Annotated in this window: 11 protein-coding genes; 8 read left to right on the forward strand and 3 right to left on the reverse strand. The window is 61.1% G+C overall.

The window, feature by feature from the left end; genetic code table 11:
• The first annotated feature begins 84 nt into the window (after window positions 1-84).
• Entirely contained in the window at window positions 85-711 is a 627-nt protein-coding gene (locus DCO47_RS00705; RefSeq protein WP_116657213.1) for a glutathione S-transferase family protein, read from the forward strand.
• On the opposite strand, the gene DCO47_RS00710 is transcribed toward DCO47_RS00705, so the two are convergent.
• Entirely contained in the window at window positions 694-2130 is a 1437-nt protein-coding gene (locus tag DCO47_RS00710; RefSeq protein ID WP_082367961.1) for a glycosyltransferase family 1 protein, read from the reverse strand. The two genes, DCO47_RS00705 and DCO47_RS00710, sit on opposite strands and share 18 nt — an antisense overlap.
• Before the next feature lie 525 nt (window positions 2131-2655).
• Between DCO47_RS00710 and DCO47_RS00715 the strand changes: the two genes are divergently transcribed.
• The 6 genes from DCO47_RS00715 to DCO47_RS00740 all read left to right on the forward strand — a co-directional run bounded on the left by DCO47_RS00715 (window position 2656) and on the right by DCO47_RS00740 (window position 10942).
• Window positions 2656-4233 carry a glycosyltransferase gene (locus DCO47_RS00715; protein WP_256590069.1) on the forward strand — a complete coding sequence of 526 codons (1578 nt, stop codon included), beginning with the start codon at window positions 2656-2658 and terminating at the stop codon, window positions 4231-4233.
• A complete protein-coding gene (locus DCO47_RS00720) occupies window positions 4227-5528 on the forward strand; it encodes a glycosyltransferase (protein ID WP_116657215.1) in 1302 nt (433 codons plus the stop codon). The genes DCO47_RS00715 and DCO47_RS00720 overlap by 7 nt, the downstream gene beginning before the upstream one ends.
• A complete protein-coding gene (locus DCO47_RS00725) occupies window positions 5525-6679 on the forward strand; it encodes an acyltransferase (RefSeq protein WP_064365191.1) in 1155 nt (384 codons plus the stop codon). The genes DCO47_RS00720 and DCO47_RS00725 overlap by 4 nt, the downstream gene beginning before the upstream one ends.
• Window positions 6673-7500, forward strand: a complete 828-nt coding sequence (locus tag DCO47_RS00730) for a class I SAM-dependent methyltransferase (RefSeq protein ID WP_042608021.1) — start codon at window positions 6673-6675, stop codon at window positions 7498-7500. The genes DCO47_RS00725 and DCO47_RS00730 overlap by 7 nt, the downstream gene beginning before the upstream one ends.
• A gap of 135 nt (window positions 7501-7635) precedes the next feature.
• The gene (locus DCO47_RS00735; protein WP_116657216.1) at window positions 7636-8820 is read left to right on the forward strand and encodes a DUF3142 domain-containing protein; all 1185 of its coding nucleotides are present in this window, start codon (window positions 7636-7638) and stop codon (window positions 8818-8820) included.
• Window positions 8807-10942 (forward strand): hypothetical protein, encoded by a 2136-nt coding sequence (locus DCO47_RS00740; RefSeq protein WP_116657217.1) that lies wholly within the window; start codon window positions 8807-8809, stop codon window positions 10940-10942. The genes DCO47_RS00735 and DCO47_RS00740 overlap by 14 nt, the downstream gene beginning before the upstream one ends.
• Here the strand turns inward: DCO47_RS00740 and DCO47_RS00745 are convergent.
• A complete protein-coding gene (locus DCO47_RS00745) occupies window positions 10939-11568 on the reverse strand; it encodes a LysE family translocator (RefSeq protein ID WP_042608024.1) in 630 nt (209 codons plus the stop codon). The genes DCO47_RS00740 and DCO47_RS00745 overlap by 4 nt on opposite strands.
• 143 nt (window positions 11569-11711) lie before the next feature.
• Here DCO47_RS00745 and DCO47_RS00750 point away from each other — a divergent pair, with 143 nt between their 5' ends.
• The gene (locus tag DCO47_RS00750; protein WP_116657218.1) at window positions 11712-12185 is read left to right on the forward strand and encodes an Lrp/AsnC family transcriptional regulator; all 474 of its coding nucleotides are present in this window, start codon (window positions 11712-11714) and stop codon (window positions 12183-12185) included.
• A 36-nt stretch (window positions 12186-12221) separates the two neighbouring features.
• Here the strand turns inward: DCO47_RS00750 and lpdA are convergent, their stop codons facing one another.
• Window positions 12222-13622, reverse strand: coding sequence for a dihydrolipoyl dehydrogenase (lpdA, locus tag DCO47_RS00755; protein WP_042608025.1), 1401 nt, complete (start codon window positions 13620-13622; stop codon window positions 12222-12224).
• Window positions 13623-13745 lie beyond the last annotated feature (123 nt).

Genomic DNA, 13745 nt, shown 5'->3' on the forward strand with positions numbered 1-13745 from the left:
ATTCTTTAGTTTTGCCGATCCGTAGATGATGACTCCATCGGCGCGCTCATTCCGTAGCGTCGTCACTTTCCAGCGGAGTCGACCATGCAACCGATCAAACTCTACAACTTCCCCCGTTCCGGACACGCCCATCGCGTCGAGTTGATGCTGTCCCTGCTGCAGCTACCGACCGAGCTGATCTTCGTCGACCTGGCCAAGGGTGAGCACAAGCAGCCGCAGTATCTGGCGATCAACAGTTTCGGCCAGGTGCCGGCGATTGATGACAACGGCGTGGTGCTGGCCGATTCCAATGCGATTCTGGTGTATCTGGCGCAGAAGTATGGCAACGGTCGCTGGCTGCCCGCCGACCCGGTGGGCGCAGCACAGGTGCAGCGCTGGCTGTCGGCAGCGGCGGGGCCGATTGCCTTTGGCCCGGCGGCGGCACGCTTGATCACGGTGTTCGGTGCGCAACTGAATGCCGAAGAAGTCATCGGCCGCGCGCACAACCTGCTCAAGGTCATGGAGCTGGAGTTGGGCAAGACCGCCTATCTGGCAGGCGATGAGCCAACCATCGCTGATGTGTCTGCCTACAGCTACATCGCGCATGCGCCGGAGGGCAATGTCTCGCTGGAGGAATACGCCAATGTCCGGGCCTGGCTGGCACGCATCGAGGGCCTGCCCGGTTTTGTGGCGATGCCGCCTACCGCGGCCGGGCTACTGAAAACTGCCTGACGCGCGCATTCGCGAATATTCAGGGGGCGTCGGCAACGCTTCAACCGGTGCACTGATGCCCTCAAGCGTAACGGCCGGTTGCGCGGCCTCTCCTCGCAGGACATGCAGCGCGCTGCGCTCTACCAACTGTTGGCTGGCTTGGCGCCAGTCAATCCAGCGCCAGTCGCGTACATCCTTGCCGGCGGGGAACTGACCACTGGCCTCGAAGGCCGTGATCAGTTCGGTCAGGCTCTGCGGCTCCTGCAGATCGAAATAGGCCATGTACTTGCCACCGATTTCACGAAACACCGGAATGTCACTGCCCATTGCCGGCAAACCGCGCTGCATGGCTTCCACCAGCGGCAGGCCAAAGCCTTCGACGAATGATGGGAAAACCAGCGAACTGGCGTGGGCGTAAGCATGCTCCAGACTGGTGTCGCTGAGGTTGTTGAACATGAACAGGCGCCGGTTCAATTCCGGATGGTGGCGTATCCGTGAGAGCAGCTCGTCGCACTTCCAGCCGATATGTCCAGCGATACACAACCTGGCGCTGGAACCACCTGCCCAGGCACGCTCGAAAGCATCCAGCAGATAAGCATGGTTCTTGCGCGGCTCGATCGTGCTGACCATCAGGAAAACCGGGCCGGGTGCCTCGAACATCTGTCGCAACGCCGGTTCCACGGCCGCGGTCGAGCTGTGCAAGTCCAGCTCGGAACCCAAGTGGAAGTAGTCGAACCAGCGTTTTCCCGCTTGCAGGGGCCCAAGCCGTCGCTGCAGTTCATTGCGCACCTCGTCGCGCACCGTGGCGGAAATGGCCATGTAGCCGTCGGCAGTGCGGCAAATCCAGTCAAACCATTCCCCGAACACCTGCGCCGGGCGGGTTTCGTAAAAGTGTGGATGCGTCATGGGAATCAGGTCATAGATCACCGCAATGATCCCGACGCCATCACGCTTGAGTCGCTCGACATGAGGAAAGAAATCCGAATGCCACGAGGAGTCGAGCAGTATCAATTGATCATCGGCCTGATGCTGCAAGGGCGAGCAGCGCTTGAGCAGCTGCAAGTGCCTCAGGCGTTTGAACAGCCTCAACGGGATCCCGAATGCGGTGAACGAGGTCAGGCGGTAGGCAACATATACAGCGCGGCGAGCCAGCTTCGACTCACATTGGGCCTCGCGCCGCTGGTGCCATTGCCAAAAACGATGGGCAAGGCGTTCCAGGCGGTCAGCGAATGTCGCGAAGGCGTTGAAAACCGGCGTGTTCAGAGGGGCCAGGCGCAAGACCCGGTAGAGTTGGCCGTTGACGAAAACCACCGGCATGCATTCGATATCAGCAGCACCGGACGGCAATTTATTGATGACATTGCGCACCACCCGCTGAATCCCCGAGTTGAGTTTCGGGTGGTTGAAGACGTGGGTGCACTCCACCAACAGTCGAGTCATAGCGCGCGCTCCGTGTTCGCCGATCCGGCGGGCAACAGGGGTGTCCGCAGAGGGTATTGCGCGAAACTGGCGAGACCTGTGGCGACCAGGCAATTTTTCAAAACCGCGACCCCTTGGGCTTATGTTTCGCTATTTCCTACAGCTGGTGTAGGAGGGTCTGTCAGACCGAGACGAAAGCTCGGTAGGACAACAGGCGAAACAGTTGTTGTATTTGTTCTGCGATCAATCTGTGCCAATTACACGACAATTTCAACAGGGCAAACCGTGACCGGTCAGTTCTGGACAGCGTAGACCGAATTATTCACGCCCGATGGTTCCCGAACCCTCAATGGATGTGTTTAGAATGCCCCTCGTCGCGATATTCCGAAGTTGTACACGGGGGTTGCGACGCAGAGTGAAACTGACCACTAAAACAAGAACTAAGACGTGTCTGATGAAGGACGCCGTGTCGGGATTCCCGGCCCGATCCATCTCTGGCCGTCACAGCATGAAGTTGCCGGAATGGCAGCTTTATCGTGGGATGCCATGAATTTCATTCTTTACTCGGACGTCAGCGACAGCTCCATCAGCCAGAGTCTCGGCCGTCCCGAATACAGTTATTACTTCGTGCTCAAGGCCTATCGTCCGTTGCTGGAAAGTCTTGGTCGTGTGCATGTCGTATCCGCCCCGGCAGAAGTCGATCCCCTTTACCGCCGATTGCTCGCCGCAGGCGAAGACAGCGTATTCCTGTCGTTTGCCCCACCGCAGAAAACCCCGGCCGATCTGCAATGCCCGACGGTCTGCGTCGTGGCGTGGGAGTTCGACTCGATTCCCGATGAACGGTGGGACAACGACCCGCGCCAGGACTGGACGCAAATGCTCGCGCGCCAGGGCCGGGTCATCACCTTGTCGAGCCACACTGCCCGGGCGATCCGGCGGGCCATGGGTGAGGATTTTCCGGTGCTGGTGCTACCGACAGCGCTATGGGAAAGGTTTTCGGATATCCGCCAGGCGCATGTCCCGACACCGATCAATGCGGGGGCAACCCTGGCGATCAGAGGCTGTATTTTCGATAGCCGCGAACTTGGCTTGTCCGCCGATGCGCTGATTCCCGTCCCTTTGACACCTGAAGAAGAAGCTGCGCTGGCGGCTGAAATAGAAGCCGCGCGTCCACCGCCGCTGACCCTGAAGCGCCGGTTCGTCATCGCCCGGCATTATCTGCGGCTATGGGCACTGGATCTCGGGCGTAACCTGGCAGAGCCGGTCCCACGGGTGAAATACCTGCAGAACTGGTATTGGGAAGGGGTTCGTGATCGCGTTCCCGACAACCTTCACGCCTGGCTCGAGCAACGTCTGCCCGCCATTTGCGGCGCGCACCCGATTCCGCTCAGCGAACCACCGCCGCTGGACCTGCCGGCCACCGACGGCATCGTTGAAACCCGTGTCGACGGTGTGGTGTACGTCTCGGTCTTCAATCCCAAGGATGGCCGCAAGAACTGGCATCAACTGATTACCGCGTTTTGCTGGGCATTTCGCGAGCAGCCGGACGCTACCCTGGTGGTCAAGATCACCCAGAACGATCTGGCCGTGTATTACAGCGAATTGATGACGTTGCTCGCGCAGCTCAGCCCGTTCGCTTGCCGCGTTGTGGTGATGCACGGCTACCTTGACGACGCGCAGTATGCCGAGCTCTACAAGGCGGCGACGTTCTACGTCAATGCCTCGCGCTGCGAAGGCCTGTGCCTGCCCTTGATGGAGTTCATGTCCAGCGGCAAACCGGTGATCGCGCCGGCCCACACCGCCATGGAGGATTACATCGACGAGTCGGTGGCATTCGTGGTCAGGTCCAGCGAAGAGTTGACGATCTGGCCCCAGGACACGCGGATTATTTACCGCACCCTGCGCTACCGACCGGACTGGGGTTCGCTGAAAAGCGCCTACGAAAACAGTTACCGCATGGCCACTGCGCACCCGCAGGACTATCAGCGGATGTCGGCCGCCGCCATCGAGCGGATGCACGATTACTGCGCGTTCGCGCCATTGCAGACACGCCTGGCGGATTTTTTCGCGCTGGCTCCCACGGCCGCTGATATCGAGCCTGTTCTGGATAACGCCTCATGCTGATCATCGTTCATTCTGAAACCAATCAGCACACCATTACGCAAAACCTGGGGCGTTCCGAATACAGCTATTACTTCGTCCTCAAGGAATATCGACCGGTTCTCGAACGAATCGGGCGAGTTATCGAAGTGGCTGATCCGCAGACGCAAGTCGATGCGCTCTATGGCGAATGCCTGGCTCGGGGCGAGCCCTGTGTGTTCCTGTCGTTTTCCCCGCCGCACCGTACGCCCGTTGATCTGGCGTGTCCGACCGTGCCGGTGTTTGCCTGGGAGTTCAGCACGATCCCCAACGAGCCGTTCGCCGGTGAGCCACGCAACGACTGGCGCAGCGTTTTGCACGCCTGCGGCGCGGCTGTCACCCATTCCAGTTATACCGTCGCTGCGGTCCGCGAAGCCATGTCCGCGGACTACCCGATCAGCGCTATCCCGGCGCCGGTGTGGGACCGCTTCGCCGCACGCGGCAGGCAAGCACAGGATCATTGCGCTGCCGAGCCGCTGCGGCTGACGATCAAAGGGGTGGTGGCCGACAGCCGTCAGCTCGACTTGAATGCCTTCGCCCCAGAGCATTTGCGCAGCGGCGAGGGGATTGATTTTGCCGCACCGGTGACCGAGCAGACCCTGTCCCTTGAGGGCGTGGTGTATACGTCAGTGTTCAATCCCGGCGATGGCCGCAAGAACTGGGAGGACATGCTCAGCGCGTTCTGTGTGAGCTTTCGCGAAGTCGAAGACGCCACCTTGGTGCTGAAACTGACGCACTTCGATGCTGAAGAGGCGCTGGCTGACATCCTCCATCATTTGTACAAAAACCAGTCCTATCGATGCCGTATCGTGTTGATTCACGGTTATCTCGCCGATCCGGACTACGAGCGACTCGTGCAGGCGACTCGCTATGTCGTGAACACGTCCTACGGGGAAGGCCAGTGCCTGCCTCTGATGGAATTCATGTCTTGCGGCAAGCCCGCAGTAGCGCCTCGAACCACGGCAATGATCGATTACCTGAACGCTGAGAACGCGTTTCTGATCGAGTCCACCGACGAATTGACCGCCTGGCCGCACGATCCGCGCAAGGCATTTCGCACGCTGCGTTACGTGACCAACTGGGCATCATTATGTGAGGCCTACCGGGCCAGTTACGACGTTGCAAAAAACCAGCCGCAGCGTTATGCCGCGATGTCCGCACAAGCTGTCGACAGCCTGCAGGCTTTTTGCAGTCAGGCTGTGGCCGAGCAGCGCCTGCGGGCATTTCTTGCACAGTTGTTCGAACACCGTGCCGCTGCGGGGGAAACCTGCCAAGCATGAACGGCAAGCGCATCATGGATATAGAAGTGCTGCGCGCCGTCGCCGTGCTGGGGGTATTGTTCCATCACCTGCAGGGCAGTCTGTTCGCGGACCCGGTGCCTTTGCTGGACAGCATTCACGGCAGTCTGCAAACGTGGTGGGGCGTCGATCTGTTTTTCGCCATCTCCGGCTTTGTCATCGCTCGCAGCCTGGTTCCGGCGTTGCAAGGTTGTACCAGTCGCCAGGAGTGCTGGCAGCAGACGCGCAACTTCTGGCTGCGCCGCGCCTTTCGCCTGTTGCCGTCGGCCTGGCTATGGCTCGCGCTGATGCTGCTGGCCTGTGTGTTCCTCAATCGCTCCGGCGCTTTCGGTACCTGGCATGCCAACTTGCAAGCGACCCTGGCCGGCGTGTTGCAATACGCCAATTTCCGTTTTGCCGACAGCTTCTTCCGATACGAATACGGCAGCAGTTTTGTCTACTGGAGCCTGGCGCTGGAGGAACAGTTTTATCTGCTGTTTCCGCTGCTGATTCTGCTGTTTCGCCAGCGTCTGGTCTGGGCGCTGCTGGCGCTGGTCGCGGTGCAGATTCTGACCGTGCGCACCCCGTTGCTGATGGTGGTGCGCACCGACGCGCTGGCCCTTGGCGTGCTGTTGGCGATGTGGAGCGCACGGCCCGGCTATCAGCGCTGGCAGCCAACCTGGCTGGCGCGGCCGTGGGCCGGGATTTCAGTCTTCATCGCCATCGCATTGCTGCTCAGCTTCATGGCCACCGATCGTTTCACCTTCGCGCCTTATCGGATCGGTTCAATCGCCCTGCTCAGTGCCGTGCTGGTGTGGATCGCTTCATACAACCGCGATTACCTGGTGCCTGCCGGTGCGGTGCAACGGTTGCTCGCGTGGGTCGGCAGCCGCTCCTATGGCATTTATCTGATCCATATCCCGGCCTATCAACTGGTGCGTGAACTGATTTTCCGTTTGCAGAGCGCCGGTCTGCCGAGTCCGGCCGGGCATCCGGTGTTCACGCTGTTGCTGGGATTCGGCCTGATCGTGCTGTTCAGTGAACTGAATTACCGCTTGATCGAAATGCCGATGCGCAACCGTGGCGCCGCGCTGGTCAAGCGCCTCGGCACGCCCCGATCCGCCCTTCCATCCCCTGGAGCCACCTCATGCTGAGCCTTTTGAAGAAACTCACGAACGCCACGCCGGCGCAGCCTGTTGTGGCGGTTGCCGAGAAGACCGACCCGTACATGCTCGGCCTGCACGATGCGATGCTCAGCGGCTGGTTCAATCAGCAAACCGGCGAACTGTTCACAGGGTTCCCGGTGACCCCCGACGACACGCTGCTCGATGTGGGCTGCGGCGATGGCGGTAACGTGCATTTCTGCGGCATGCGCGGGGCGAAGATCATCATTGCCGATATCGATGCGGCCAAGGTCGAAGCCACCCGTCAGCGCTTGAGCGATACCCCGGCGCGCGAAGTCGAGTGCCACGTCACCGATTGCAATCCGCTGCCGATTGCCGACGCCACGGCGACACGTGTGGTCTCGACGGAAGTGATCGAACATGTCGACGACCCTGCGCAGTTTCTCGCTGAGCTGGTGCGGGTCGGAAAGCCTGGCGCGTTGTACCTGCTCAGCGTGCCGCACCCAAGCTCCGAAGACCTGCAAAAGGACATCGCCGCGCCCGAGTACTTCCAGAAACCCAATCACATACGCATCATCAGTGAAGAGCAGTTCAAGGCAATGGTCGGCGACGCCGGGCTGGAAATCATCAGCCATAGCCAATACGGCTTTTACTGGTCGATGTGGATGATGCTGTTCTGGGAAGCCAAGGTCGAATTCAGCAACCCTGATCACCCACTGCTCAATCACTGGGCCGACACGTGGCAAGCGGTACTCGACTCCCCGCGCGGGGCGCAGATCAAACAGGCGCTGGATGCGGTGGTGGCGAAGAGTCAGGTGATCATTGCGCGCAAGCCTGCGGCATCCCTGTAGGAGCTGCGGCACGCTGCGGTCTTTTGATCCTGATTGTTAACGCACGATCAAAAGATCGCAGCTTCGTTTCACTCGTCAGCTCCTACGGGGTTTTTGTGTAACCTTGCGGCTTGTGGTCTCAGGGATTTTCAGGGTATGCGGTTTATTGTGGGTCTGTTTCTTGGCGTCTTGCTTGCGGGTTGCGAGCAACACGTCGCACCTGCCCTGGACCAGCAACTCTACGTCTGGCAGCGCCAATGGACGTCCGCGCACGCGCCGGCATTGAGCGACAGTCGCAGTGACTTCTCGACGTTGCGGGTGCTGGCATTGCAGGGTTTTCCCGGTACCCGTTGGAGCAGGGCGCAGGTCGATCCAGCGTTACTGAAAGCGGATGGCCGACCTTTGATCGCGGTGGTTCGCCTCGACGGTCAACTTCGATCGCTGGATCAGGAGCAGGTCACCGCGCAGATTCTGCAAGTCATCGCCGACTGGCAGGCGCGGGGCCTCACGCTGAGCGGCGTCGAGATCGACCACGATGCCGGCAATGCACGGCTGCCCGCATACGCTGCCTTCCTCAAGCATCTACGCTCCGTCTTGCCGCCATCTCTGCCTCTGAGCATCACCGCGCTGCCGGCCTGGCTCGACAGCCCTCGGCTGCCGGCACTGTTGCAGAGCGTCGACAGCAGCGTGCTGCAGGTTCACGCGGTGAGCGATCCGCGACGAGGTCTGTTTGATCCACAGCAGGCCTTGAAGTGGGCCAAGGCCTGGGCACGTGCCAGCGACAAACCGTTCTATCTGGCGCTGCCGGCTTATGGCGTTGCGCTGTTGGCAACTGACGGTGGTGCGCCGGTGGTGGAAAGCGAAGTGCAACTCGAGCGCGGCGGACAGCGCCGGGAGCTGCTCGCCGATCCGCTGCAACTCAGCCAATTGGCCAAGACCTTGCGCGACGACCCGCCCGAGCATCTCGCCGGGCTGATCTGGTTTCGTCTGCCGCTGGCCAACGACCGTCGCGCCTGGAGCCTGACGACTTTACGCGCCGTGGCTCGAGGTGATTTGCTCAGCAGTCATTTCGGCCTGTCGCTCAAAGAGCAGGCCGGACTCTATGACATCCAGCTCGAAAACCGCGGCAATCTCGACAGCCCGTGGCCCGCGCAAATCACGCTGAAGGTGCAGGACTGTGCTGGCGCCGATGCGCTCGCCGGTTACTCGTTGCAACAAAGTGCCAATCTGCTTACCTTCACCCGCCTGCGTGACGGCCGCTTGCCGGCGGGCGGGCAGCGCGCTATCGGTTGGGCGCGTTGTGCACATATTGATCAAGGAGGTTCGCATGTTGACCCGTAACTGGCCCCGCCATCTGCTGTGCCTGAGCCTCAGCCTGCCGCTGGGCTCGGCGTTGGCCTGCGGCCCGGACTTCCCGATGCGCCTGCTCGACAATCGCGCGCAGACGTTGGCCGATTTGCCCGAAGGCAGCTTCAGCTTCGAAATCAGTCGCCTCGGCAAAACCATTGCCGGGCTGAAAAATGTCACCGCCGCGACCCATAACCCCAACGATTACGCCGAAGACAACGCGTCGGAGCTGGCACGGGAACAGGCTGAACAGGTCGGCCTGAGCGCCGAGCAGCAAGCCTTGGTCAAGCGCTTGCGCGGGCTCAGCGACGCGCGTCAGGCTGACGAGCAGGGCGCCGGTCTGCCGGCGGAAATCCGTTTGTATGTTGCGGGTGCGGTGGCCTTTGCCACGGGCAATCATCAACTGGCCACGGAGTATTTCAACAAGGTGCTGGCGCTGCCGGCAGAGCAGCGTCCGTTGCGCAGTACCTGGGCGGCGTATTCTCTGGGGCGCATCGCTTTCGCCATGAGCACCGAGGCGCATGACCGCATCGAAGCGCTTGAACAGGCGCGCGCTGCCTTTCGTCAGGCCCGGCAGCTGAGCATCGATGGCTTCAGCGATCCGCTGGAACTGGGCGTTGCCAGCCTCGGTGAAGAAGCGCGGGTGTTGCGCAGCGCGGGCGACTGGAGCGGCGCCATCGAACTGTACGAAGCGCAGAACCTGCACGGCTCGGCGGTCGGTTACACCTCGCTCAAGCAACTGATGAACGAACTGGCCGAATTGCCCCAAGCCCAACTGGCGAAGCTGCTGCAGCAGCCAGCGGTGCAGCAACTGGTCACGGCGTCGCTGGTCAGTCGTCAGGGCTGGTCATTCGGTGAACAGCCGCCGAACGAAAAGAAACTGGTAACACTGCTGCAGACCAGCACACGTGGCAGCCTCGACAATGCCGATCGATTGGCGGCAATGAGTTATCAACAGGGCGATTACGCGTCTGCCAAGGCCTTCCTGGAAAATGCCGGGGACGGCGGGCTCGCTTGGTGGTTGCGGGCGAAACTGGCGGTGCGTGATGGCGACACGACTGCCGCCGCGGCAGCCTACGCCAAAGCCGCCCAGGCTTTCCCGCAGAACGAAGACTGGGGTTATCGCCGCACACCGGACTGGGCGTTTGAAACCGTGCAGCCGAAATGCCGGGTCGAGGGCGAAAGCGCGATCCTGGCGTTGCAACGCGGCGAATACCTGCAAGCCTTTGTCCAGTTGTACCGCAGCAACAGCATTTACTGGTTCGATGCCGCCACCGTTGCCGAGCGGGTGCTGACGGTCGATGAGCTTAAACAGTATGTTGATGAGAACGTGCCGGCGCCGCCGCCATTGACGCAGCAGGAACGCGATAACTACGTGCCGCTGTCGGTGGCCGCCAATCTGCGCAACCTGCTCGGTCGACGGTTGCTGCGTGAGGGACGTTACGAGGAAGCGGTCAGTTACTTTGCCAGTGACGATCTGCAGCACAAGGCCCGGCTCTATGGCGAGCAACGGCTCAAGGCCGAGGCGGCATGGTGGCCGAGCAAACGCGCCAGTGCGTTGTACAACGCCGCATGGACAGCCCGGGAGTGGGGCATGGACATCCTCGGTTATGAGATGGCGCCTGATTACGCCACATTCGGCGGCAGCTACACGCTGGAGAGCACGAAGCTGGATGTCGGCCCGCTGATTTCCGCAGCGGAAGTCCAGCGCCAGCAGGCCAGCGCCGCGCAACCGGATCAGCGTTATCACTATCGTTTTGTCGCCACGGCATTGGCCAGTCGCGCCGCCGATCACCTGCCGCACACCAGCCAGGCATTTGCCGCGGTGCTGTGCAACGCTGCCGGCTGGAACAGCAGCCTTGCAGACCAGAGTGCGCTGTATCAGCGCTACGTCAAAGAAGGTCCTTACGTGGCGTGGGCGCAAGACTTCGGCAATCAATGCCCGTACCCGGACTTCGAAAATGCCGACAAGCGCTACGTCACCCAAGTGACCGACGCGGTGCGTGCGACGCTGCGACCTTACAAGTGGCCGGTGCAGATTGGCGCGATGGTGCTGGTCGCTCTTGCCGCGCTTGTGTTGATCACCCGTCGTCAACGCAAGGTGCGCCAGGCTTAAGCCTGCTGAAGGAAGCTCAGGCGTACGGCGAAGCCGATCAACAGGCTGCCGAACAGCCATTGCTGAACGCGCTGGGCTGTTGGACTGTGTTGCAGCCAACGGCCCAGTGCCGCGCCGGTCAGGGCGACAACACTGTCAAACAGCAGGCCGACGCTGACCAGCACCAGGCCAAGTACGGCGAACTGGCTCAACACCGGCGCGCCGTGACTGACGATGAATTGCGGCAGCAGCACCGAGCAGAACAACAAGGCCTTGGGGTTGAGCAGGTTGGTCAGCAGGCCGCGCTGGATCGCTTCGCGCCAGTGGCCGTGTGCAGGTGCCCGCTCTTGGGATTGCAGGCTCGGCACCAGCGAGCTGCGAAAACATTGAATACCGATCCACAGCAGGTACGCCGCACCCGCGATGCGCACCACATCAAACGTCCACGGTGCCGTTTTGAACAGCGCTGCCAGCCCCAGCGCCGCCAATGCCACATGACAGGCCCGTGCGATGGCCAGGCCCACGGCTGTGGCCAAGGCAGCGCCGCGACCCTGCCGCGCACCGGTTTGCAAGAGCAGGATCATGTCCGGCCCCGGCAATAGAAGCACTACAGCCAGGGTCAGGATAAACAGCCAGAGACTTGCCACGTCGCGCCCTCTCATTGTCGATTTGGTCGCGCCAGTCTAGAGCGAGAGGGCAGGGCAGGTGCTTGCGTAGTCCGCTTCAAAATCCTCTGTGTTTGGCATAACCTGCTGGTTTTCCAGCATGTAACTATCGGAATCTGCCAAAGATGAAACTCGACGCCTATGACCGCAAGATTCTCGCTGCGCTGCAGCGCAACGGCCGCCTGAGCAACGTCGAGCTGGCGGAGGAAATCGGCCTGTCAGCCTCGCCCTGCCTGCGGCGGGTGCGCATGCTTGAAGAATCAGGAGTGATCCGCGGCTACCAGGCCAATCTCGACCGTGATGAAGTCGGGCTGGGGCTGACGGTGTTTGTCGGGGTCAAGGTCGAGCGGCATAACGAAGAACGCGCCGAGGCTTTTTATGCCGCTGTCACTGCGTTGCCTGAAGTGGTCTCAGCGTTTCTGGTGTCTGGGGAGTCGGATTTCCTGTTGCAAGTGGTGGTGCCAGACTTGCGCGCTTACGACCGCTTTGTCAGCGCGCACCTGCTGAAGCTGCCGGGGGTGAGCGATATTCGCAGCAACTTTGCCATTCACACAGTGAAAGCGCCGGGGGCGTTGCCGTTGGGGCATCTGCCGCTGTAGACCGGGTGGCGCCATTCGCGAGCAAGGCTTGGAGATTTACATCTGCGTCGCCATCCCCTCGACATTCATCGCTGCCTGACGCAAAGCTTCCGAGCGCGTCGGGTGCGGATGGCAGGTCAGGGCAATGTCTTCAGCCGATGCGCTGAACTCCATCGCCACACAAAACTCGCCGATCATCTCGCTAACGCTCGGTCCAACGAGGTGCACGCCGAGCACTTCGTCCGTGCGCTCGTCGGCGAGGACTTTGGCAAAGCCTTCTGTTTCGTGATTGATCTTCGCCCGGCTGTTGGCAGTGAAGGGAAACTTGCCGACCTTGTAGGCGCGCCCTTCGGCCTTGAGCTGTTCTTCGGTCAGGCCGACGCTGGCCAGTTCCGGCTGGGTGTAGATGACGTTGGGAATCAGCGCGTAATTGACCTCGCCGGCCTTGCCGTGGATCTGTTCGACGCAGGCCATGGCTTCGTCTTCGGCCTTGTGCGCGAGCATCGGCCCGGACGTGACGTCGCCAATCACCCAGATCCCGGCGGCTTCGGTGCGATGTTGCTTGTTGGCGAGCATGCCGCGTTTGTCGGTACTCAGGCCGACGTTCTCCAGTCCCAGGCCTTGGGTGTACGGCCGGCGCCCGATGGCCACCAGCACATAATCGGCTTCAATCAGCTCGGCAGCGCCGCCTGCGGCAGGTTCGACACTCAGCTGCACGCCTGAAGCGGAGCTGGTGGCGCTGGTAACCTTCGAGCTCAATTTGAAGGCAATGCCTTGTTTGCTCAGCGCGCGTTGCAAGGTTTTGCCGGCCTCGCCATCGACGCCGGGGCAGATACGATCAAGGTATTCGACCACGGTGACCTGCGCGCCGAGTCGCCGCCATACCGAACCCAGCTCCAGGCCGATCACTCCGGCGCCAATCACCACCAGATGCCTGGGCACTTCACTGAGCGACAGCGCGCCGGTGGAATCGAGGATACGCTGGTTGTCGATCTCGACCCCGGGCAGGGGAGTGGGCTCGGAGCCGGTGGCAATGATGATGTCCTTGGCGCTGAGCTCGGTCTTATTGCCCTGAGCGTCGGTCACCGTGACCTTGCCCGGGCCGTCGATATGGCCCCAGCCCTTGATCCAGTCGACCTTGTTCTTGCGAAACAGAAACTCTATGCCCTTGGTCAGGCCGGCGACGCTTTCGTCTTTCTGTTTCATCATCTGCGCCAGGTTCAGCGTCGGTTTGACCTCGATGCCGAGGTTGGCGAATTCCGTACCCGCCGCAGCGGCGTACAGTTCCGAAGCGTGCAGCAAGGCTTTGGACGGCATGCAACCGACGTTCAGACAGGTGCCGCCCAGCGTCGATCGCCCTTCGACGCAAGCGGCTTTAAGGCCGAGCTGACCGGCGCGGATGGCCGCGTTATATCCACCGGGGCCACCGCCCAGAATCACCACGTCATAGTTGCTCATGCGCTTGCTCCAGATTGCTCGATGGGGATAGCCAAGATTAGTTGCGATAAAAATTATGTGCGTAATATGAGCGTTGACGAACATTTCGGTCAAGGCTTCAGGCAAGCGACAGCTGCGGCGTCT

The sequence above is a fragment of the Pseudomonas sp. NDM genome, from assembly GCF_003105095.1.
GTDB classification, from domain to species: Bacteria; Pseudomonadota; Gammaproteobacteria; order Pseudomonadales; family Pseudomonadaceae; genus Aquipseudomonas; species Aquipseudomonas moraviensis_A.